This is a genomic window from Psychrobacter sp. 5A.1, from assembly GCF_030407455.1.
Classification (GTDB): Bacteria; Pseudomonadota; Gammaproteobacteria; order Pseudomonadales; family Moraxellaceae; genus Psychrobacter.
Genome location: NZ_JASDDJ010000015.1, coordinates 1 through 22,990 on the forward strand (window position 1 = coordinate 1; position 22,990 = coordinate 22,990).

A 22,990-nucleotide genomic window follows, 5' to 3' on the forward strand; every position below is an offset into this window, starting at 1 on the left:
CAAGGCTGGATGGAGAATAATTTACCTAAACTGTTCTATGATATGGGTTGTACTAGTTTTATTGTGGATTGACTATATACAGTTTGATAATCACCAGGAAATTGTTCAAAAGGGCTGGGTTTATGAAATGAATTTTTCTTATGCTCGCTCGAGTTTAATACGCATTGTCACTACAGTCGCTTCTGTTTTAATGATTAGTAGCTTTCCGTTTGCGCTCTACTTAATGTTTACTTTCGAAACCTTCATACCCATATTAATTATCTTAATAATCACTATTATATTTTTAGCACAGCTAACTGAAAAGCCTCAGACTATTTTGAAAAATATTAATTGGATAGAGCAAGGTACTGTTCAAATACAAGAAGGTCAATTAGATTTCACGCTAAGTAATAAATTACATAGCATATCTTTAGCAGATGTAAAAAGATATCAATGTCATCAATGCATTGGTACTAGGACTTCTGTTTTTGCTAAAGCTGTTAAAATTATTATAAAAATGAAAGACAGTTCTGAACTTTATTTTTATCAATCTACTAAGCTTGATGCAGATGTAGGTCCTTTATTTAATATGGGTCATGTGATTATCGCTGCCTTACCAGATAGTTTCGAAAAAATTAATAGAGGTGCATGGCTACATACTAGAAAGACAACTCATTATGCAAATATATCAACTGTACTCACTGTGTTATTTCTTATAGCTCTTGTAATCTGTTCTAAGATAGAGGTTGGTATGGCATTCGTATTATTACCCATTGTGACTACGCCCCGTTTAATGCTTTTTGTACTAAAATCTGAAAAAAACTTAAACACAAACATTGTTTATGTCAATAAAGATAAATAGTTCTTAGAGTTGTTAAATTGATTTATCATAATATCTATACTCATAATTTAAAATTTACTCCAAAATCACATCGTAACCATAAAATCACTTATATAAAGTAAATTATAACTCTATAAAAAACAGCTTACCCATATTAAGTGAGTAAGCCAAAAAATAACTATTAGGTGTCTATAATTGCATTAGCTAATCCACTACAAATTCGGATTCAGCCACTTCTCAGCAGTTTTTATATCCCAGCCTTTACGCTCAGCATAACTCTCTAACTGGTCACGACTGATTTTACCGACGTTGAAGTATTCACTATCAGGATGCGAGTAATAGAATCCGCTGACCGATGATGCAGGCCACATCGCATAGCTTTCAGTCAAAGTCGTACCGATTGCATCTACCGTACCGAGCCAGTCAAACAATTTGCCTTTTTCCGTATGCTCAGGACAAGCAGGGTAGCCAGGTGCAGGGCGGATACCGACGTATTTTTCTTTAATCATCTCATCATTAGTGAGTGACTCAGTCGGCTGATAGCCCCAATACTCTTTACGGATGAGCTGATGCAGATGCTCGGCAAATGCTTCAGCTAAACGGTCAGACAGTGCCTGTACCATGATGGCATTATAGTCATCACCTGCCGCTTTATATTGTTCAGCGAGTGTTTCTGTACCAACGATAGAGACGGTAAAGCCGCCCAAGTGATCGGTATGGGTGTCCGATGGCGAGATGAAGTCTGCCAAGCTAAAGTTCGGCTTGCCACTGGCTTTGTCGCTTTGCTGACGTAAGTGTTCAAACTGATAGGTCGGTTTGCCACCATCAGCAGGCGTATTGTCATAGACCGTAACCGTATCGGCACCAGTACGGCGCGCTGGCATCAGTTTAAAGACGCCTTTGGCCACGAGTGATTTCTCATCGATCATTTTTTGCATCAGCTCATTGGCATTATCAAATAAATCTCGTGCCGCTTCGCCAACCACATCGTCTTGCAAGATTTTCGGATACTTACCGACCAGTCCCCAAGAGATAAAGAACGGCGTCCAATCGATATATGGCAGTAGGTTGGTGATAGGGTAATCATCCAATATCACTTGGCCTAACTTATTAGGCACTGGTGGCACGTAGTTTTCCCAATCATATTGAAAGCCAATCTTGACCGAGTTCGCATAAGAGATCTTAGCCGCTTTTGGCTGACGCTTGGCCAGACGCTCACGTACCTTGGCATAATCTTCGCGTGTCTCATCGATTAGCGCTTGACGATGCTCTTTTGATAGCAGCTTGGTGACCACCCCGACCGAGCGTGAGGCGTCTGTGACGTAGATGACACCATCGTTTTGATATTGCGGCTCAACCTTGACCGCAGTATGCGCTTTAGACGTCGTTGCACCGCCGATCATGAGTGGTAGCGTCATGCCGCGCTCTTGCATTTGCTTGGCGACATAGACCATTTCATCGAGACTTGGGGTAATCAAGCCAGACAGGCCGATGATATCGACTTTTTCTGCAATGGCGGTATCGAGGATTTTTTCACAAGGGACCATCACACCCAAATCGACAATGTCGTAGCCATTACAGCCAAGTACCACGCCGACGATGTTTTTACCGATATCATGCACGTCACCTTTGACGGTCGCCATCAGGATTTTACCTTTGACTTCGCCTTCGACTTTTTCGGCTTCGATATACGGGTTTAGCCACGCAACAGATTGTTTCATCACGCGGGCAGATTTCACGACTTGCGGTAAGAACATTTTACCAGCACCGAATAAATCACCGACGATATTCATACCGTCCATGAGTGGGCCTTCGATGACTTCTAGCGGCTTGGGATATTTCTCCCACGCTTCTTTGGTATCGGCTTCGATAAAGGTGGTAATACCTTTTACTAGCGCATGGGCAATACGGGCTTCGACGGTGCCTTCACGCCAGCTCATGTCGACCGTGCTTTCTTTTTTCTTGCCACCGTCTTGATAGTTTTCAGCCGCTGTCATTAGGCGTTCAGTCGCGTCTTGACCTGTTTCGCCTTGATTGCGGTTGAGCATGACATCTTCGATAGCGTCACGCGCTTCCTTTGGAATATCATCATATAGCTCAAGCATGGCAGGGTTGACGATACCCATGGTCAGGCCATTGGTAATCGCATGAAATAGGAAAACGGAGTTGATGGCTTCACGAATCGGGTTACCACGGAAACTAAACGACACGTTAGACACACCGCCCGACACCATAGCATTGGGTAAGTTATCTGTAATCCACTTAGTGGCATTGATGAAATCAGCACCGTAGTTGTTGTGCTCAGTGATACCAGTGGCAACGGCAAAAATGTTCGGGTCAAAGATAATATCTTCAGAAGGGAAACCGACTTCGTTAACCAACACATCATAGCTGCGCTGACAGATTTGGATTTTACGCTCATAAGTATCTGCTTGACCATCTTCATCAAATGCCATGACGATAACGGCGGCACCATAGCGCATACACAGTTTGGCGCGCTCGACAAACTCAGCATGACCTTCTTTTAGTGATATAGAGTTGACGACAGATTTGCCCTGCGTGCGTTTTAGGCCTTCTTCGATGATGTCCCATTTAGAAGAGTCAATCATGAGCGGTACGCGGCTGATATCTGGCTCGCCTGATACCAAGTTGATGAAATGAATCATCGCTTGCTTGGAGTCGAGCATGCCCTCATCCATGTTGATATCGACGATCTGCGCGCCGCCTTCAACCTGATCGCGAGCGACATCGAGCGCTTCGGTATAGGCTTCCGTTTTAATCAAGCGTAAGAACTTTTTAGAGCCTGTCACGTTGGTACGTTCACCCACGTTGACGAATAAGCTGTCTGCTGTGATGGTAAATGGCTCAAGTCCAGACAAGCGGCAGGCAGGGGCGATTTCAGGAATCACACGCGGCGCATAGTTTTTCACCATATTCGCGATTTGACGGATATGTTCTGGTGTCGTACCACAACAGCCGCCTACGATGTTTAAGATACCTGCCTTTGCAAAGCCTTCTAGTAATGCTGTCGTCTCATCAGCCGTTTCATCATATTCACCAAACTCATTGGGTAGACCTGCGTTTGGATGCGCTGACACATAAGTATTGGCAATATTAGATAGCGTTTGAATGTGTGGACGCAGCGCATCGGCACCAAGCGCACAGTTGAAGCCAACCGATAATGGTTTGGCGTGGCGAATTGAGTTATAAAATGCTTCAGCCGTTTGCCCTGATAAGGTACGACCTGACGCATCAGTAATCGTACCCGAAATCATAATCGGTAATTCAAAGCCGATATCTTCAAACACGCCAGTAATGGCAAAAATCGCTGCTTTGGCATTGAGTGTATCAAAAATCGTCTCGATTAGGATAAGATCGACACCGCCTTCTATCAAGCACAAGGTCGCTTCACGATAGTTGAGTACTAATTCATCAAAGGTGATATTACGAAACGCAGGATCATTGACATCAGGTGATAGCGAGCAAGTACGTGAGGTAGGGCCTACGACACCAGCGACGAAACGAGGCTTATCAGGTGTCTTGGCAGTGAACGCATCTGCTGCACTGCGGGCAAGTTGAGCTGCCGTTTTATTTAGCTCAGGTACCAAATACTGCATATCGTAGTCGGCCATGGATAGACGCGTACCGTTGAAGCTATTGGTCTCGATGATATCCGCGCCAGCAGTCAAATGGTCGTTATGGATGTCTATAATCATTTGTGGTTGCGAGAGTACGAGCAAGTCATTATTGCCGCGCACATCTTGGTCTATATCCGCAAAACGCTCACCACGATAATCTGCTTCTTCTAATTTATAGGTTTGAATCTGCGTACCCATCGCCCCGTCTAACATCAAAATTCTTGAGGCCATTTGCTCAGTGATACGTGCTCGCGCAGTTCGTTGCTGCTCTTCAAAAGGGAATACAGCAGGTGGCGTCAGTATAAAGTCATCAGCAGATTGTGATGAGTGAGAAGTGGCATCAGTGTTTGAAGTCATTGTTTGAGTCATAGGTGTGCTGCTTATATCGTAATTATTAAAAAAAGAAGGAATAACAAACAAGTAGGGTGCAGCGTCTCATAAAGAGACCCGCAAATTCACTTTATTTTAGCATGAAACGTTTGCCATATAGGGATACTGCATATTCCTCTTTGGCAATAGATAAACCAGAGACGTGCTAAGTAACAAATTAGAATATGAGAGTCTATTTCATAAAATAGATTGGCACAAATGAATATCATTTCGCTCATCGATTACATAAAGCTTTTCTTTTGCAAATGAAAGCCAACGCTTATGCTCAGAAGTCAGACAGAATTTACACCCATACCACAAAAAGTTGCGCAAAGGCCAATTGATAAAGATTACTCACATGTTAATTTAATTTTAGAAATACAAAGGCTTTGTAAGACTTACTTATAAATATAGGCTCATTTATTAGGGCGTGTTCTGGTTCAAATAAACGGCATGTCCTAGCAGGCAGACGGCTCTGTAAAACAGCAATATTATTATCGAAAATACCATCATTGAAAAACATCATCATTAAGGAAAACACTATGAAACTTACTAAGATTGCTACCATCGGTACACTGGCGATTTCAATTGCGGGACTAAGTGCTTGTAATAATATGATGCCAGCAAAAAGCGCAGATATGAAGGCGCCGACCCACAGCCAAAAGAGTATGGCTAAGATGAATGTCGTACAGGTTGCCCAAAGCAACCCTGATTTTTCGGTGTTGGTAGAAGCCGTGCAAGCCGCTGGTTTAGCAGGTATGTTGTCTGATCCTAACGCTCACTATACGGTGTTTGCACCAACCAATGCAGCCTTTATGGAGGCATTGCAAGAGACCGGCATGACCAAAGCGCAACTGTTTGCGAATAAGCCGTTATTGACCAAAGTATTGGGATATCACGTGATCAGCAGTGATATGGCCATATATGCCAAAGATGTTAAGCCTGGTAACGTCATGACCGCTAGCAAAGACACGTTAATGGTAACTAAAGAAGGCAAGTTGATGGATGAAAACGGCCGCACAGCAAGTATCTTGAAGACCGATATCGCCGCTAATAATGGCGTTGTCCATGTCATCGATAAAGTCTTGTTGCCTAAATAAGTATTAACTGAGATTGCAAGACTAAGCAGCCATTGTTTGTAATAATTTCATTATCAGGCAATGGCTGTTTTAGGGTTTGGAGTCTTAGCAACTCAATCGTTGATTGGTCTGGCATTCATTATACAAGCAAACAATAGTATATACGTGATAGATACAGTGTCGCTACCTAAGTAAATACCAATTAAAAACTAAATAGTTAGACTGAGAGCTATCAATATAACGGGATTAAATACCATTACTAGGGCGTGTCCTCATTTTAAACGAGTGTCCTCTAAATGGGCTAAAAACAGCTAAATTTTGCCAAATATCGTCAAATAGTTGGTCAATATCTCGATATTATCTGCACTATTTTCCTCGTTTGACGGCAATTTATCTCATTTTTATCACCATTTTTAAAATGAGAACACGCCCTAAATAATTGATAAATTTATCACTAATCGGTCGCCATTATATTTATTAACAGTTATTGGTATTAAGTAAACCTCTTAATCGATTATTTATCTCATAAGGAATTACCTATGTTAAAGAAAAACTTATTGTCTATCGCAGTCGTAACCGCAGCCATGTCATTAGCGGCATGTAACGACACTGAAACCGTGGCAGAGCCAACCGAGCCTGAAGCTACTGAAGAGATGGCAGTTGAGCCAGTCGCTGAGACTGACGCCGTCGAAGCAGAGCCAGTGGCCGAGATGGACATGGAAGCGACGCAAACCATCACTGAAATAGCCGCTGCCAATGAAAATCTAACTATCTTAACGGCTGCGCTAAAAGCCGCTGGTCTAAATACCATGCTAATGGAAGAAACCAAGCATACGGTGTTTGCCCCAACTGATGATGCCTTTGCGCCTGCATTAGAAAAGCTTGGCGTGACCAAAGAAGAGCTATTAGCAAATACAGAGTTGCTAAAGAAAGTCCTTCCTTATCATGTATTGGCCATGGAAGTGAACGCTGCTGATATCCCTTACGGTACTGAGATCGAAACAGCGAACGGCAAAACCATCACTATCAGTGAAGACAACGTAATTACTGATGCGACTGGTAACACGGCTAACATCACTGGCACAGATATCATGGCAACGAATGGTGTGGTTCATACTATCGATGCAGTATTAATGCCTGAGTAATTTATAATAATCTATCGTCTATAGTTGATAGATCAGATCGAAGAGGCCTAGCCAGTGAGCTGGGCTTTTTTGTGTCTGTGATTGTGTCTGTGACTTAATGGCTTTTAGGTCGATGGGTGAAACCTGTAAAATCGCTATTGGTAGGGTACTTGGGTTGTCCGCGGTATTCTTATAAAATTGTACGCACTATATAAACAGGCGCCACATAAAAAAGCCCGAGACGATGGTCTCGGGCTTTTCGCATTCAATTAGTAAGATTGAGCAAGCATCACATTAAAAATATATTACACATTATCTTTATGTAGTGGATCTGCTTTCATGCTTTTTTGCTGTGCTAAATGACGCTCTTCCCAATACGGTGCGTTTTTGATACCGAATTTAGCAGGATCAAAGCTATAGCGTGTTACACCAGCTTTACGCTGAGCTTCATAGTCTTTAAGCATGGTAAGTGTTGGACGAGCCACGATGAAGATGACCAAGATACCAACAATGTTAAGCCAAGCCATAAGACCAACACCGATATCACCGATTGCCCAGATGTAACCAGCTGAGTTTAGACCACCGTAAGCAACCATCGCCATGATCAATATTTTTACTAAGAATAGCCCTGTTTTATTTGCACCGCGACCGAGGAAGCGAGTCAAGTAAGCCACGTTTACTTCAGCGATGTAGTAGTAAGCCAAAATCGTCGTAAAGGCAAAGAAGAATACAGCGATTGCGATAAAGACATTACCAAACGTACCGTATACAGATTCCATTGCCATTTGCGTAAAGGCAGGGGCATTGATTTCAGTAGCAGCGGCGACGTTCTGTACGATGAACTGACCATCTGGTAATGTACCTTGAATGTTGTACATGCCAGTAGACAAAATCATGAATGCAGTCGCAGAACAAACCAGTAATGTATCAACATATACTGAGAATGCCTGAACCAGACCTTGCTGTGATGGATGCTCAACTTCAGCAGCAGCAGCAGCGTGAGGACCTGTACCCTGACCAGCTTCGTTAGAGTAAATACCACGTTTTACACCCCAACCGATTGCCGCACCAAAACCTGCTTGTGCAGTGAATGCATCACCAACGATCATACCAAATACATCTGGGATCAAACTGAAGTTGCTGAACATGATAATTAAGGCTAAAGCAATATAGCCTAATGCCATGAAAGGTACGGCAAACTCAGTAAAGGTTGCAATACGCTTAATACCACCAAAGATGATGATACCTAGCACGACTAGGATGATGGCTAAGCCGACCAAACGCATAGAGCCAACTTCTAGGCCTGCAACGTTCATGATAGTACCTTCGCCCATTACCTGTGCGAATGCATTGATAACACCGTTTGCCTGTACACCTGGTAAGAACATACCACATGATAAAATAGAAGCGATTGCGAAGAGGATGCCGTACCACTTTTGGCCAAGTGCGCGCTCAAAGTAGTAAGCAGGGCCGCCGCGATATTCGCCAGTCACCACATCTTTTTCTTTATAGATCTGTGCAAGAGTAGACTCAACGTAGGCAGTAGATGCACCTAGGAAGGCCACGATCCACATCCAGAATACAGCACCTGGGCCACCGAAGCCGATAGCAGCAGCTACCCCAGCGATGTTACCCATACCCACACGACCTGCGAGTGAGACGGCAAGTGCCTGAAATGATGAGATACCTTGAGCACTAGACTTACCAGTGAATAGTAATTTGACCATCTCACCGAATAGGCGTACTTGTACGAAGCGCGTCATAATGGAATAGAACAGACCAGCTCCCAAGCAAAGATAGATCAGTGCTGGGCTCCATATAATTCCATTTACTAAGTTAACTAAACTTTCCATATTTATATCCCTAGTACTGTCTCAAGGTGGCGCTGTCTGCTAAAAGTAAACTAACTGGTTAACTTACTGATTTAAGTTAAGCAGTTAAATTCTCTGTATCGACCCATGTGTACCTTTTGAGTCTCATACGTGCTTGGCCACCAAGAATGGACTGTTGTTGTCTGTATTTATCCGCCTGAGTCCGTCAGTAATGTCGACTATTTGCACAGTGCTTATCATTGACAATATTCAGATCAGTTGCGTTTACTATTATTCTACAACCTCAATGACTGCGGTCTTCTATCATCCTATGATAAGTTCAGATGAATCGTAAGTTGACCCGCGGATAAAACAGGCGGTTATATAATTAAATGTCCATCACTATGATGGCATTCAATTTGCTATAAGCTGTCTTGAATGAAAGCATAATTGGTATGACGAGTTGAAGCTATTGAGCGAATATTTGACAGTTGATTGATGTTTTCATGTAGAAATCAACGGTTCGCTAATACTAATCAAACTATAAGTCCACTACCAAATGTATTCAAACCGTACGGCTACGTAACTGCAATTTGCCATATTTTTGTACTAATTACTAGAAATTTCTTTATCAGCGATAGATATATTCATATTTTATTCAGCATATAGGTGTGCAATACTTAGAAAACCTATAAATAATTGTTTGCAATTACACAATATTTTAGATAACTGCACTGTCTGGTTCGATTTTTGTTTCATTTTTATAGTGATATAAACAAGTTACCGTTTAGGCGGTGCGGTTGTGTTTTGGTAACGTTCAATTGTAAAAGAGCGCCTATCACGCCATTATTAGCACAAGATTTTTTAGGTCATATTCTTCATGATACAAGCAATGTCATGCATTTGGTATCATATTAATAGAAGTAAGCCTAGATATAAGGTATATAGAGTGCATGACTGGCGTATGAATACTGAACGAGAAAAGCTAAAAATTATTAAAAACGTGTTACTAGATATTTATCATTATTAGGAGAAACAACGATGACGCGTAAATCTATTATCAAGCCGATGTTGCTAGCCGCTTTATTGACAACTTCTACCGTTGGTCTAAGCGGCTGTGGATACAACAACCTGCAGGCACAAGATGAGCAAGTGACGGCTTCATGGTCAGAAGTGGTCAACCAATATCAGCGTCGTTCTGATTTGGTGCCAAACTTGGTCAAAGTCGTACAGCAATATGCCGAGCAAGAGCAGGAGGTCTTCACCCAAGTGGCGGAGGCTCGCTCACGTGCTGGCGGTATCACCGTGACAGCAGAGGTGCTCAATGATCCAGAAGCGATGGAACGTTATGCGGCAGCGCAAGAGCAAATGACAGGCGCACTGTCACGTTTGATGGCGGTGTCTGAGCGTTATCCCGATCTAAAATCAGATGGACTGTTTCAGGATTTGCAAGCGCAGTTAGAAGGTACTGAAAACCGTATCGCTGTTGCGCGTAACCGCTATATCCAAGAAGTGCAGGGATACAACACAACAGTGCGCCAGTTCCCAACCAATATCACAGCCAAAGTATTTGGCATGGATACCAAGCCAAACTTTAGTGTGGCCAATGAAGCCGCGATTTCAACCGCACCAAGTGTTGATTTTGGTGACTCTAAAGAAGCGGCAGAGTAGAGCTTGTTGGAGATATACAAAAATAGAGTGGTATATGCCGCTCTATATATTTAGCGGATGACGTAATGAAGGTTGGTTAGCGCCTATAAATTAGTTAGCGCCTATAAATTTGTAAAAATGTCATTTAAGGTGGTATAGATTAGATGAATCATTCAAAAGCAGTCTTATCAGCATTACTATTTACACTCAGTGTCAGTGGCGCGTCAGTGCTGCATGCTGCGTCCAATGTCGATGATGAAAGTAGTGCTATTGCGACAGATAGCCCCTCGAATCTACAAAATCGTAGTGTCGAAGAGTTGGTGGCGATTGCCAAGGCAGGTGAGTCCAATGAAACAATCAAGGATGCCGTATTAAATAACGATGCTATCAATGGCGCAATCCTAGGCAATGATGCAATCAACCAAAGCACCGCCAATTATAAAACTGAGGCCAATGTTCAAGCAACAGCACAGCCACCTGTACGCTCAAGTGCCGAGGGTGTCGATGCTGATAAATTGATACTTAACGAACCCGTGGTTGATCAGGCCAATATTCTAAATCCACAAGAAAAGCTACGTTTAGAGTCGCAGCTGAGAGGCATTTATCAGCAAGGCTTAGCACAAGCAGCAGTGGTTATCGTTCCGACCACTAATGGTGTACCAATATTTGATTATGCATTGCAAGTTGCAGAGAAGTGGGAATTGGGCGATGAAGCTATCGATGATGGCCTACTGATGGTGGTCGCGGTCAATGACCGTGATATGTATATCTTAACGGGTTACGGGCTAGAAGGGGTGTTGCCAGATGCTGCGCTCAACCGTATCATTCGTGAAGATATCACGCCGTTATTCAAACAAAACAACTATGGTGCTGGAATACTGGCTGGCATTGGTGCGCTCAACACGCGTCTGACCGCTGATCCTGAGGTCTTGGCTCGTGCTGATGAGCAAGCTGCAGAGCGCACTGCTCAACAAGGCTCAAATGAGCTACCATCACCTACTTTCTTATTTATTATGGCATTGGTATTTGGTGGTGTTATTACCAGTATCTTTGGGCGCGTGTTTGGTTCTACTATAACCGCTGGTGGTTTTTTTGTGGGATCATTAGCCTTGGGTGGCAGCTTCATTATGACATCTATTATGACGATATTTATATGGCTGTTTTTGATATTTGCTAGTGGTGGCGGAGGCGGTAAAGGCGGCGGTAAACGTAGACGCAGAGGCGGCATGGTATTCTTGCCGGGTATGGGCGGAGGCAGCAGCAGTGGCGGTGGTGGTTTCGGAGGTGGTGGCTTTGGCGGCGGTGGCGGTGGTTTTGGTGGTGGCGGCGCAGGTGGATCGTGGTAAACGCTCAATAGGCCCTAGGGCGTGTCCTCATTTTAAAAATGGTGATAAAAATGAGATAAATTGCCGTCAAACGAGGAAAATAGTGCAGATAATATCGGGATATTGACCAACTATTTGACGATGTTTGGCAAGATTTAGCTATTTTTAGCCCATTTAGATAACTATCGATTGAATTGAGGACACGCCCTAATAAAATAACTCTAAATAACCATCGAACATGACGTACTTGAGGAAATAATACAATGGTAGAAAACAACGCTTCAAACCCCAGTTTTGCCCGCTGGTGGCGTCAGGTTTTGTTTGTCCCTTTATTGCATAGTAAGTGGCTGACATCAGAATCCAAGGCACGATTAACAGACGCCGTGACACGAGCCGAGCGTGGGCACCGTGGTGAGGTGTTTTTGATCGTAGAAAACCATCTGCCTATCCAAGCAGCCTATCGCATGGACTGCCGTGAGCGTGCGATTGATTTGTTTAGTGAATATCGCGTTTGGGATACTGAAGAAAACACAGGTGTCTTGATTTATGTCAATGTATGCGAGCGTAAACTAGAGATTGTCGCAGACCGAGGTATCAGCGCTCACGTTAGTCCCACGGTATGGAATGCAATGTGCGAAAAAGCCGTATCTGGTATCGCTACCCAAAAGACAGAAGCGAGCTTGGCTGAACTGCTGGATGAAGTAGGGCAGGTTATGCGCCAGTATTATCATCTTGAGCATGACCCAGAAGGCAATGAGCTGTCTGATACGGTGGTGTTTCTCAAGTAGTGTTAGCCATCGTCATCACCCCCTAATAATAAGATTATCTCCCAAAGAACGCCTTATACGGTCGCAGGGTTTTGTTTTAGGCGGTATGGTTTTGGTGTTAAAATAATGCCTTTGGAATAGACCGCACCTCATATATGCCTGGTTTTACTATCCTACTGTGCAACATTCACTAGGGCTCGTCTCGATACCACCATTATTGGAATACTATGATTGATTTGATAAAGAAGCTACCGAAGGCTGAATTGCACCTACACATTGAAGGGTCGTTAGAGCCTGAGCTCATGTTTAGATTGGCCAAAAAAAACAATGTAGAGATACCTTATAAAGACATAGAAGATGTACGTAATGCCTATAATTTCACCAATCTTCAGACCTTTTTAGATATCTACTATGCAGGTGCAAACGTCCTACTCACCAAAGATGACTTCTATGATTTAACATGGGAATACATTCTTAAGTGTGTTGAAGACAATGTCATTCATACAGAGATATTTTTTGATCCACAAACCCATACCGAACGTGGTGTACCTTTTGAAGCGGTAATCACAGGTATCAAAGAAGCGCTCGCAGATGCCAAGGAAAAATACGGCATCACTTCTTGCATTATCATGTGCTTCTTGCGTCATTTATCACAAGAAGAAGCCTTTAAAACGCTAGAAGAAGCAATGGCGTTCAAAGACGATATCATTGGTATCGGTCTTGATTCATCAGAATTGGGCAATCCGCCATCGAAATTTAAAGAGGTCTTCAAAAAAGCCAAAGACAAAGGCTTTAAATTGGTCGCTCATGCAGGCGAAGAGGCAGACTTTTCATATATCTACGAAGCATTGGATTTGTTGAATATCAATAGAATAGATCATGGTGTACAGTCTATAAAAAGCCCAGAGTTGATGCAAAGACTCAAAGATGAGCAAATGCCACTGACGGTTTGTCCAAACTCAAATATCGAGCTAAAAGTCTTTGAGACTTATAAAGAGCACAATATCAAAGAACTTCTGGATTATGGTCTAAATATCAGCGTTAACTCAGACGACCCAGCGTACTTCAAAGGGTATGTGAATCAAAACTTCATCAACCTATATGAAAACCTACCGATTACGGAAGACGATATTATTACGTTGGTAAAAAACTCATTTAGATCGGCATTTATAGATGATGAGTTAAAAGAAGCTTACTTGGCGAGAGTTGATCTTGCACTGAAATAAGCTTTAACGAGTCTGTTGTTAGTAGCAAAGGCTTAACGGTTTATATAAACCGTTAAGCCTTTTTTATTGTCTATCATCCCATAACACGTATCAGCAGTAGCCATTATCAAGCAGTCATTTCTTGTATAAGTAGCGGCAGTATCATTCCAGCCTTTTCTGCTAATGTGATATCGACAATGGTATTCGGTGTTGGATCGGGATTAATCTCAATGACTTGAGCGCCATTTTGCTTGGCCAGCTGTGCCAATCCAGCAGCAGGATAGACGAGGCTTGATGTACCAATACTAATAAAGACCTCGCAGTTAGTCGCAGCGGCTTCTGCTGTCTGCCACTCATTTACAGGCAACGCTTCACCAAACCATACAATATCTGGTCTGATATAGCCGTCGCAATGCGGGCAGGTAAGCAATGCCTCATCAAAGCTCATGGCGTTTTGGTTGTCATAGGAGGCTCTTGATTGATCTTGATAGGGTGCCTCACATTGACCGCAACGGTTACGCCACAGATGACCATGCAAATGCGTCACCGAGCTGCCAGCCTGTTCATGTAAGTCATCGACATTTTGGGTGATGAGTGTCACTTGCTGATCAGAAGTTTGTGCATGATACTGCCACTCAGCCAACGCATGATGGGCTAGATTTGGTGCTTTATCTACCACCACCTGTCTGCGCCACTGATACCATGACCACACCAGTTTGGGATCGCGAACGAAAGCCTCAGGTGTGGCCAAGTCTTCGACGCCGTAGTTTTCCCACAACCCTGTCTGCTTATCTCGAAACGTTGGGATACCGCTTTCTGCTGAAATGCCCGCCCCAGTCAAAATGCAAATACGTCGTTTTGATGCCAACAGTTTTGCGGCAAGTTTTACTTCTGCTATTAACGCTGGTGATAATTCTGCTAACATGAGCCAACCCTTGCTAATAATGGATATTTTTTCTTATGATAGACGGAATTTGGTGGCTTGTCATATTGTTTACCGTCATCGCGGCTTTATGGTTCGTGGCAAAATCACGCGGGGCAAAAGCAGGCGAAAAGCATCGTAGTGCAAAATCAAAAAAAGCAACACCGAATGATGCGCTGCAAAAAACATCAGCGTTATTAGCGCAGTATTTTCCTGATTATCGCGCCACACGCAAAACAAATCACTTGCTCGTCCGTAAGCAAGGTAAGAAAATTGCAATGATTACGATTGATAAGAAGGTTGCCGAGAGTCAGCGCCGCTTGGGCGATGTACCTGTCATTAATTACCACCGGGTACCCAGCCGTGCTCAGTTGACTGCCAATTTGCAAGAGGCAGAGTAAATTTTGTTATATAGTCAATCCTCTATAAATTGGGTACGGTGTCAGTCTCGCTCAGTCTACTGTTTGTAGTCCTTTCACTCGGCTTCCTTGTATCCAAATTATACCGAACCAACTATAGGTGAGAGCCTCAGAAGTATACGGGCACAGAAAAACCGCAAACATTTGGACATGTAGGTTTGATGAGTATGGGCAGTTTAGGGTAGTGCTAAGGAAGGGTGGAGCGAGGCTGTAAATATAATGATTGGTGCGCTCGGCGGGAGTCAATCATATCGCTGCAAGCCTTTATATAGATAGCTTAGATCGATTACTGGAATATATTTAACAACAAATTTAACAACATTTTCCTATTGCTAGCCAAGACATAAGTATTTTAAACGTAAAAAAAGAAGCCTCGGCAGCTCTAGGGGATAATGACATAAACGAAACGTTTAATGCGTTCTCCGTATCTAGCCAATACCAAGGCTCCTTAAATAAACTTTATCAAATAGATAGGACAAAGGTCAATTAATAATCTAGTCTCTTCGCTGATCTAACAAATCTCACATTCAGACTTGCTGAGTAATGCTGATACCCTTAAGATGGCTAAATCATAAATATGATGGGATAACGGCTAACAACCTAATCGATAACAGGTTGTCTTGTCATACCATCCTTGTCTAACAAACAATAAGATAACTCAATAACCAAAAATTTCTCTCAAAAAGCAGCCTTTATCTGGTCTGTCGCTGATCTATTGGGTATTGCGCCACCTAGAGTGCGTATCAGAAGAGAGCAAAGCAAACGCCGTTGCTGAGATGGAGAAGTAAAATAAGCGTTCAAGTGTGGTAGTACTAGATTAAATCGAGACAAGGATGAAGTACCATGCGAATCAATATGTTCAGGTGGTTAATCATTTCAACAGCCCTATTGTTAGCTGCATGCTCTCCTACTCAAGATGATAGCTACGCTCGTCAATTTGTTTCTGGTACTGTTACAGTGCATGAAGCTTTCTGGCCCGCTGATCATAATACGCTCTACCCGTTCACTACAGATGGCGAGATCTCCTGTGTTTATTATCCAGATTTTGGCATTGAAGTGTATTTTCAACCTTTTGACTACATTGAAGACTCTGCTATCGGTACGCCGCTTAATAAGGCTGCTGCAGAATCTCTAAAAAAAGACGGTTTGACCCCAAACGTGCCTTATAGCCTTAAGAAGGGGACTGACTTGAGTGAGGCTGTAGAAGTTGGGTTGAAGGCGTGTAATGTGTAAAATCTTTGGGCCGCGTTGGTAGTAACTAAATATTTATCGGAGAATTAAAATGAAGGAAAGTATAACTAAAAACAAAACTATACGTTATAAAAAAGTTGATTTAAAAGGTGAAAAAACACTCTATGACTATATTAAAGAAGTCGTTATAGACGACTCATCAAGTTATTATAAGGTCAAAAATAGACAGCAATCAGTATCTAACGAATCTGATGATTCTATTTTCATAAATCATGTTAGTGAATATAAAAACATGATTTATGGAGAGCTAGTCATAGTTGAAATCGACAAATCACAACAATACATAGACCTAGAGGATGAAGCTAGTGAATATAAAATCAGCTCTCTATCCACGTCTCAAATAGCATCAATAAACAATGAAAACGCTGAAGAGCTCAAAAGAGAATTCGTTGATTCAGTTTTGTATTTTGGCGTTATTAAGAACCATATGGCTATTATTCAATCCAGAACTTTAACAGCCAGAACGCTTGAATCTTATCTCGATTGGTTATTGGGAGAGGCGTCAGAAGCTATGGCAGACGATTATGCTGTAATTCTAAAAGACACTCCAAATCTGGAAATAGAGCAAAAACTAAACTCTACGCCAGCTAAAACTCTAGTAATGAGTACGGATATTGACTCTGAGATCAATCAAGATAGTACTGAAAAAGCTTCTGCAAGCTACACACTTTCAGATAAAGTAGTACAAGTTTTTAAGGCAATGTTAGATGATGACCTATCAACAATGCGCTTGGAAGACGACTTAGAAGACGCCAATTTAAAAATGAAGATTGAAATGACTTATGATAGAAAGACGTCAGAAAGTGGTCAGCGGGTCATCGACAGTGTCGCAGCATCACTTAGACACTCCGATGACTATAAGATATATTTGACTGATGGTTCCTCAATTACTGCTGACCAAATGAAACTATCTGGTACAATAAGCATGCAAATTATCAAAGGAAACGTGTATCAAGCTGGGTTAAAATCTCAAATACACACATGGCTGATAGATAATGTTGATTTCAGTGAATAGTAAGAATAAAGACTTACAAGAGTTTAAAATAAATAACTCACCAAAACTGACAGTGCTTGCGCTGTCAGTACTGTCACTTGCCTCTTTAATTATAGCAATGAAAGTTAACTTTAGTTTTGATGCACCAATTTATTTCTTATTAACAGTAATGTTATTCCCTATGTCTCACCTCTTTAACTCTTATAATGCTATATTGCAAGTGAGAGCAATTGAAGGATTGAAGCCAAGTGAAATTAAGCGACTGAATCACACCATTCAGGTAAGGTCTAATAGTATTGTTAAAATCATGATGATTTATATCTCCGTTATATCAATGGTTGTTACATTAGGTGTTACAGGGTTTTTATCCTCTACGCAATCATTATTTTTGAGTTTGTCAATTATAATTTCTTCTTTATTCGATACTAAGTTCGCATGGGACACACTCGCCGAAATTAGAGATTTTGAGCAAAAGTTATTATTAAGACTGAAGAAGAAATCTGCTCATGAAGACATCATGAAAGAGGCAAACGGTAAGTGACTTGCAATACGTAATTCAAATAGCTGCTAGGAAAGATCTAAACCCGCCTCACGGTGGGTTTTTTATTCTTCTAATTTTACTAAAAAATGCTGAGTGCAATATCTGCACCACGCAGCAACTCAATAAATATTACCGCAGATTAGCCGCCTCATAACAACATTAAAATGACCTAGAACCCAACCTATTCCATCACCCTGACTCACCATTGAGCGGGTTTTTATTATTGAGCTTTTATGCCATTAAACTCATTCTTTTATCCCTAGAATGCACATTCAGACTTGCCGAGTAATGTCGATACCCTTAAGATGGCTAAATCATAGCTATGATGGGACAACGGTTAATAATCTAATCAATAACAGGTTATCTTGTCACATCATCCTCGCCCAACAAAAAATAAGACGAACCCATGACTAAGAACTTCTCTCAAACAGCGGCTTTCATCTGGTCTGTCGCTGACCTATTACGCGGTGACTTTAAGCAATCGCAATACGGCCGCATAATCTTGCCATTCACGCTACTTCGCCGCCTAGAGTGTGTGTTAGAAGAGACCAAAGCCGCTGTCGTCACTGAAAACCAGCGTATCGCTGATATAGGTCTGCCAGAGGAAGCGCAAGAGAAGTTCATCATTCGTGCCAGCAAGCGACCGTTCTACAATACCTCGCCAATGGATCTTAGCAAGATGGGTCAAAGCGATATTAAGGATAACCTCAATACCTATGTGCAATCTTTCTCTAAAGACGCGCGTGAGATATTTGAGCATTTCAAATTTGAAGAGTTTGTCGGTCAGCTGGCCGATGCCAACTTGCTGTATAAAGTCGTGCGGATGTTCGCCACTACTGATCTTAGTCCTGAGACGATATCTAACCATGAAATGGGCTTTGTCTTTGAAGAGTTGATCCGCCGCTTTGCTGAAAGCTCAAACGAGACCGCAGGGGAGCATTTTACCCCGCGCGATATTGTGCGCCTGACTACCTCATTGGTATTTATGGAAGATGATGACGCGCTGACCAAGGACGGCATTATTCGCACTATTTATGACCCTACAGCGGGCACAGGTGGCTTCTTATCCTCTGGTATGGAGTACGTGCTAGAGCTGAACCCTGACGCGGTCATGCGTACCTATGGGCAAGAGCTCAACCCTGAGTCTTATGCCATCTGTAAAGCTGACATGCTGATCAAAGGCCAAGAGGTTAATAACATTAAGCTAGGCAATACTTTATCCAGCGATCAGCTGGCAGGTGAGCAGTTTGACTACATGCTGTCTAATCCGCCGTTTGGAGTGGACTGGAAAAAGATATCAGGTGAGATCAAAGATGAGCATGAGCAAAAAGGCTTTGACGGTCGCTTTGGCGCGGGCTTGCCGCGCGTGTCTGATGGTTCGCTATTATTCCTGATGCACTTACTGAGCAAGATGCGTCCGATTACTGGTGATGATAAAGCTACAGATAGCAGCAGCATTCAAAATAGCAATCAAGGCAGCCGTATCGGTATTATTTTAAATGGATCACCGCTATTCACAGGCGGCGCAGGTAGTGGCGAGAGTGAGATTCGCCGTTATATCCTTGAGGCCGATTTACTAGAAGCCATTATCGCTCTGCCTACCGATATGTTCTATAACACGGGTATCGCGACCTATGTCTGGGTACTCAGCAATAAAAAAGCAGATGAGCGCCGCGGCAAAGTGCAATTAATCGATGGTAGTAATCTATACAGCAAGATGCGTAAATCACTTGGCTCAAAGCGTAATGAGATGAGCGATGAGGATATCAAAACCATTATTCGCAGCTTTGGTGACTTTGAAGTGGTTGATGCGCGTGTGTTAGATAAGCCTGAAGAGGTGAAGTCTAACCGTGGCCGTCAGTCTGCCAATCCTAAAGCTGAGCCTGCTAAAACTTTCGCCAGTAAGATATTTGCCACCCATGAGTTTGGCTATCGCCGTATCACAATCGAGCGTCCGCTACGTCTATCCGCTCAGCTGTCTGATGATGCCATCGAAACCTTACGTTATGCGCCTAAGCCGTTTGATATGGTCATGCCAGCGCTGTATGAGGCATTTGGTAGTGAGTGGACGACTGACAGCTACGGCGACTTATCGGCGGTCACCTTAGAAGCGCGTGCAATGATTAAGGCAGACTTTAGCGAGCTAAAAGAAAAGCAAATTAAAGATGTGCTCGATGCCAAGCTCTGGCAGGATCAGCTTGAGATCATGAATAAAGCCAAAGCCTTGCAAGCGTCGATTGGTGAAAATCAATTCGATGATTTCAATGAGTTTGAGAAGGTGCTCAAACAAGCGCTAAAAGATACTGATGTGAATTTGGACGCCAAAGAGAAAAAGCAGCTGATGGATGCCATCACTTGGAAAAACCCTGACGCCGAACCCGTTATCAAAAAAGCGGTCAAGGTTGCCAATCCGCTTTATGGTGCATTTAGCTATAAGCCGACCAATTCAGACAAGCCAGCCAAAATCGTAGAGTTCCAAACAGACAGCGATTTGCGCGATTATGAAAACGTACCGCTTAATCCTGAAGTGACAACGACGGAGCTGATTGAAAGTTATTTCGCGCGTGAAGTACAGCCGCATGTGCCTGATGCGTGGATCAATGCCGATAAGACAGATGCCATCGATGAAGATATCGGCATTGTCGGCTTTGAGATTCCGTTTAATCGTCACTTCTATGTGTATGAGCCACCGCGTCCGCTAGCTGAAATTGATGCAGACTTGGATGCGGTTAGCACTGAGATTATGCAGTTATTGGGTGAGGTGCATTCATAATGGCGAAATACGAGCAGTATGAAGAGTATAAACCTACAGGTGTAATCTGGATCCCTGAAATGCCTCAAGGTTGGCAGGTGACTAAGCTCAAGTATTTAATAAAAAATCTTGAGTCAGGTGTTAGTGTAAATGCTGCTGATTACCCTAAATCGGAAGGAGAGTTTGGTGTTCTAAAAACAAGTTGCGTTTACACTAGAGAGTTTCGTGCCGAAGAAAACAAGACTGTGTTTGAAGAAGAGTTGAGTAGAGTTAAGTGCCCAGTAAGAGCAGGCTCAATAATAATAAGTCGAATGAATACGCCTGATCTTGTTGGTGCTGCTGTTTACGTCAAAGAGGACTACAGCAACCTCTATCTTCCCGATCGTTTATGGCAAACTGTCTATAACGATGAGGAAACTCAAAGCTCAAAATATCTTCATTATTTTATGTACCTCAAAGGCTTTAGAGATCAAATTTCAAATTTTGCAGAGGGTGCTAGTAGCAGCATGCAAAGTATTGCTAAGGAAGATTTTTTATCAATTAATATTTTACTACCTACGCGAGTTGAGCAAGAGGGAATCGCTAATTTCCTCGACTACGAAACTGCCCAAATCGACACCTTAATCGAAAAACAGCAAACCCTTATCCAACTGTTAAAAGAGAAGCGCCAAGCCGTGATCAGTCATGCGGTGACCAAAGGCTTAAACCCTGATGTGCCGATGAAAGATTCAGGTGTTGAATGGTTGGGGGAAGTACCTGAGCATTGGACAGTTAGCTTCGTAAAATACATAGTGCTTGGAGCAAAAGACTCAATGGTAGACGGGCCTTTTGGTTCGAGCGTAAACACTAGTGAAGATTATGTAGATGATGGTATTCCTGTCATTAGAACTGTAAATATCACTAACAATGGTTTTTCTTCCGATAACTTAAAGTTTATGCGCCAGCAAAAATTTGAACAGTTAAAGCGACATTCTGTAAAGCCTGGCGATGTTTTATTCTCAAAAGTTGGGACAATAGGTAATGCATGTTTATTACCGAGCGATATACCAGAAGCTATATTATCGACAACAGGTAGTTGTAAAGTTTCGGTTGATCAGAATAAGATTGAGGGAGAGTATTTAGTATTGATGTTTCATTTAATGAATCAGACTCTTATGGAAATGGCTAATTCTAACGTTCAACCTTTTCTTAACATGAGTAATATTAAAAACTTAAAAATATCACTACCGAGTATTGAAGAGCAAAAAAACATTCTAACTTATCTTGAAGAGAAGCTAGAGGGTATTGATGACTTAATCTCTAAATCCCTTAGTTTTGACAAACTAATCCGTGAACGCCGTACCGCTTTAATATCCGCCGCCGTCACAGGCAAGATCGATGTGCGGGGCTGGCAAGCGCCTGAGTAGCTGTAAATAGAGATTAAGCGCATATTGCGTTTGATAAACAAGAAAATCAATAAAAGGAGTTATATGATGAAAGCAGTTACCGTAGCAGCTCTATTGGCATCAATGGCCGTGACCACCATCGCCCAAGCACAGACCTATAAATGGCAAGATGATTTTTGCAGTATGCAGGGTGACTTTGATAGTAAAAAATATACCGCTAAGCAAATCAAGAATTCACATTTAGTATTAGAAAGCTTAACCAGATCAAATCTAGAAAGCTTTTTTCCACCGATGGATATTGATGCACTAGACAAGTTATCGATGAAAGACTTAGACAAGCTTACTGAAGAATATATAAAAGTTAAGAATAATATTGAACGACTTGATGTGGTGCCTGAAGCAAAAGGTTATAAGCAAGAGTTGGTCAAGTCTATTGACGGCGAATATAAACAAAATAAATTGACGATTTTGGGATATCTGAATCCCAGTGAGGCACTCAAGCAAAGCCCGCAAATGTGTAAAACTTATATTGAGCCGTTATTAAAGAATGAAACGGCTGTGCAAAATAGATGGAAGCAGTTTGTTGAAGAGCAAATTCAAGAACAAGCAGATATCACAGACGATGGGGGTCAATATTATCGCAATTTGGCGACCAAGCGCTATCAGGAAGAAAAAGCCAGCAACCCTACTAAGTACGCCAAGATAAACTTGGTTACTTTTGGTTTTGGTAATTGCGTCAATGATCAGGTCTATCATGCCGACTCTGATGAAGTGTTTAGTAATCAGCAAAAACTGAATAAAGCGTTATTTGGTAAAAGCTTTAAGCAGATGTGCGATGAGCCGTAAAACTTGGATTACGTTTTTTAATGAAGCCGAATAAACCGCCCAACTCGTGCAAGTATGCCGCACCGCTTTAATATCTGCTGCTGTTACGGGTA

At 42.3% G+C, this 22,990-nt stretch carries 17 protein-coding genes; 14 read left to right on the forward strand and 3 right to left on the reverse strand.

Features of this window, described 5'->3' with window-relative positions:
* The coding region (locus QL982_RS05035; RefSeq protein ID WP_290190191.1) for a hypothetical protein at nucleotides 1-841 on the forward strand (841 nt) is incomplete at its 5' end.
* Nucleotides 842-1,032: 191 nt separating this feature from the next.
* Here QL982_RS05035 and metH read toward each other — a convergent pair.
* A complete protein-coding gene (metH, locus tag QL982_RS05040) occupies nucleotides 1,033-4,827 on the reverse strand; it encodes a methionine synthase (protein ID WP_290165647.1) in 3,795 nt (1,264 codons plus the stop codon).
* Between the two features lie 542 nt (nucleotides 4,828-5,369).
* On the opposite strand from metH, the gene QL982_RS05045 reads away from it, so the two are divergent.
* A complete protein-coding gene (locus QL982_RS05045) occupies nucleotides 5,370-5,927 on the forward strand; it encodes a fasciclin domain-containing protein (RefSeq protein WP_290165645.1) in 558 nt (185 codons plus the stop codon).
* Between the two features lie 518 nt (nucleotides 5,928-6,445).
* Nucleotides 6,446-7,051, forward strand: coding sequence for a fasciclin domain-containing protein (locus QL982_RS05050; protein WP_290190192.1), 606 nt, complete (start codon nucleotides 6,446-6,448; stop codon nucleotides 7,049-7,051).
* A gap of 284 nt (nucleotides 7,052-7,335) precedes the next feature.
* Here QL982_RS05050 and QL982_RS05055 read toward each other — a convergent pair whose 3' ends face one another.
* Nucleotides 7,336-8,883, reverse strand: a complete 1,548-nt coding sequence (locus tag QL982_RS05055; RefSeq protein ID WP_290162093.1) for an alanine/glycine:cation symporter family protein — start codon at nucleotides 8,881-8,883, stop codon at nucleotides 7,336-7,338.
* Nucleotides 8,884-9,882: 999 nt separating this feature from the next.
* Here QL982_RS05055 and QL982_RS05060 point away from each other — a divergent pair.
* From QL982_RS05060 to QL982_RS05075, 4 genes are all read left to right on the forward strand, one after another.
* The gene (locus QL982_RS05060; protein WP_290162091.1) at nucleotides 9,883-10,512 is read left to right on the forward strand and encodes a LemA family protein; all 630 of its coding nucleotides are present in this window, start codon (nucleotides 9,883-9,885) and stop codon (nucleotides 10,510-10,512) included.
* Nucleotides 10,513-10,655: 143 nt separating this feature from the next.
* On the forward strand, nucleotides 10,656-11,837 hold the full coding sequence (locus QL982_RS05065; protein WP_290162089.1) for a TPM domain-containing protein: 1,182 nt from the start codon (nucleotides 10,656-10,658) through the stop codon (nucleotides 11,835-11,837).
* 242 nt (nucleotides 11,838-12,079) lie between these two features.
* Nucleotides 12,080-12,604, forward strand: a complete 525-nt coding sequence (locus tag QL982_RS05070) for a TPM domain-containing protein (RefSeq protein WP_290162087.1) — start codon at nucleotides 12,080-12,082, stop codon at nucleotides 12,602-12,604.
* A gap of 206 nt (nucleotides 12,605-12,810) precedes the next feature.
* Nucleotides 12,811-13,809 (forward strand): adenosine deaminase, encoded by a 999-nt coding sequence (locus tag QL982_RS05075; protein ID WP_290162086.1) that lies wholly within the window; start codon nucleotides 12,811-12,813, stop codon nucleotides 13,807-13,809.
* A gap of 106 nt (nucleotides 13,810-13,915) precedes the next feature.
* Here the strand turns inward: QL982_RS05075 and QL982_RS05080 are convergent, their stop codons facing one another.
* Nucleotides 13,916-14,713 carry an NAD-dependent deacylase gene (locus QL982_RS05080; protein WP_290162085.1) on the reverse strand — a complete coding sequence of 266 codons (798 nt, stop codon included), beginning with the start codon at nucleotides 14,711-14,713 and terminating at the stop codon, nucleotides 13,916-13,918.
* 35 nt (nucleotides 14,714-14,748) lie between these two features.
* Here QL982_RS05080 and QL982_RS05085 point away from each other — a divergent pair, with 35 nt between their 5' ends.
* From QL982_RS05085 to QL982_RS05115, 7 genes are all read left to right on the forward strand, one after another.
* Complete coding sequence (locus tag QL982_RS05085) at nucleotides 14,749-15,111, forward strand: hypothetical protein (protein WP_290162084.1); 363 nt, start codon at nucleotides 14,749-14,751, stop codon at nucleotides 15,109-15,111.
* A gap of 861 nt (nucleotides 15,112-15,972) precedes the next feature.
* Nucleotides 15,973-16,362, forward strand: coding sequence for a hypothetical protein (locus QL982_RS05090; RefSeq protein WP_290190193.1), 390 nt, complete (start codon nucleotides 15,973-15,975; stop codon nucleotides 16,360-16,362).
* A 49-nt stretch (nucleotides 16,363-16,411) separates the two neighbouring features.
* Nucleotides 16,412-17,395 (forward strand): hypothetical protein, encoded by a 984-nt coding sequence (locus QL982_RS05095; RefSeq protein WP_290190194.1) that lies wholly within the window; start codon nucleotides 16,412-16,414, stop codon nucleotides 17,393-17,395.
* The gene (locus QL982_RS05100; protein WP_290190195.1) at nucleotides 17,388-17,915 is read left to right on the forward strand and encodes a hypothetical protein; all 528 of its coding nucleotides are present in this window, start codon (nucleotides 17,388-17,390) and stop codon (nucleotides 17,913-17,915) included. The genes QL982_RS05095 and QL982_RS05100 overlap by 8 nt, the downstream gene beginning before the upstream one ends.
* Nucleotides 17,916-18,321: 406 nt before the next feature.
* Complete coding sequence (locus QL982_RS05105) at nucleotides 18,322-20,688, forward strand: class I SAM-dependent DNA methyltransferase (RefSeq protein ID WP_290190196.1); 2,367 nt, start codon at nucleotides 18,322-18,324, stop codon at nucleotides 20,686-20,688.
* Nucleotides 20,688-22,073 carry a restriction endonuclease subunit S gene (locus QL982_RS05110; RefSeq protein WP_201601828.1) on the forward strand — a complete coding sequence of 462 codons (1,386 nt, stop codon included), beginning with the start codon at nucleotides 20,688-20,690 and terminating at the stop codon, nucleotides 22,071-22,073. Before QL982_RS05105 ends, QL982_RS05110 begins: the two co-directional genes overlap by 1 nt.
* A gap of 63 nt (nucleotides 22,074-22,136) precedes the next feature.
* A complete protein-coding gene (locus QL982_RS05115; RefSeq protein WP_290190197.1) occupies nucleotides 22,137-22,898 on the forward strand; it encodes a hypothetical protein in 762 nt (253 codons plus the stop codon).
* The last annotated feature ends 92 nt before the right edge of the window (nucleotides 22,899-22,990 follow it).

What these genes read in the sequence shown, in the direction of transcription:
- QL982_RS05105 (WP_290190196.1), top strand. Translation starts at nt 18,322, where the DNA reads ATGACTAAGAACTTCTCTCAAACAGCGGCTTTCATCTGGTCTGTCGCT.
- QL982_RS05050 (WP_290190192.1), top strand. Translation starts at nt 6,446, where the DNA reads ATGTTAAAGAAAAACTTATTGTCTATCGCAGTCGTAACCGCAGCCATG.
- QL982_RS05095 (WP_290190194.1), top strand. Translation starts at nt 16,412, where the DNA reads ATGAAGGAAAGTATAACTAAAAACAAAACTATACGTTATAAAAAAGTT.
- QL982_RS05075 (WP_290162086.1), top strand. Translation starts at nt 12,811, where the DNA reads ATGATTGATTTGATAAAGAAGCTACCGAAGGCTGAATTGCACCTACAC.
- QL982_RS05070 (WP_290162087.1), top strand. Translation starts at nt 12,080, where the DNA reads ATGGTAGAAAACAACGCTTCAAACCCCAGTTTTGCCCGCTGGTGGCGT.
- QL982_RS05110 (WP_201601828.1), top strand. Translation starts at nt 20,688, where the DNA reads ATGGCGAAATACGAGCAGTATGAAGAGTATAAACCTACAGGTGTAATC.
- metH (WP_290165647.1), bottom strand. Translation starts at nt 4,827, where the DNA reads ATGACTCAAACAATGACTTCAAACACTGATGCCACTTCTCACTCATCA.
- QL982_RS05115 (WP_290190197.1), top strand. Translation starts at nt 22,137, where the DNA reads ATGATGAAAGCAGTTACCGTAGCAGCTCTATTGGCATCAATGGCCGTG.
- QL982_RS05090 (WP_290190193.1), top strand. Translation starts at nt 15,973, where the DNA reads ATGCGAATCAATATGTTCAGGTGGTTAATCATTTCAACAGCCCTATTG.
- QL982_RS05060 (WP_290162091.1), top strand. Translation starts at nt 9,883, where the DNA reads ATGACGCGTAAATCTATTATCAAGCCGATGTTGCTAGCCGCTTTATTG.
- QL982_RS05045 (WP_290165645.1), top strand. Translation starts at nt 5,370, where the DNA reads ATGAAACTTACTAAGATTGCTACCATCGGTACACTGGCGATTTCAATT.
- QL982_RS05065 (WP_290162089.1), top strand. Translation starts at nt 10,656, where the DNA reads ATGAATCATTCAAAAGCAGTCTTATCAGCATTACTATTTACACTCAGT.
- QL982_RS05055 (WP_290162093.1), bottom strand. Translation starts at nt 8,883, where the DNA reads ATGGAAAGTTTAGTTAACTTAGTAAATGGAATTATATGGAGCCCAGCA.
- QL982_RS05080 (WP_290162085.1), bottom strand. Translation starts at nt 14,713, where the DNA reads ATGTTAGCAGAATTATCACCAGCGTTAATAGCAGAAGTAAAACTTGCC.
- QL982_RS05085 (WP_290162084.1), top strand. Translation starts at nt 14,749, where the DNA reads ATGATAGACGGAATTTGGTGGCTTGTCATATTGTTTACCGTCATCGCG.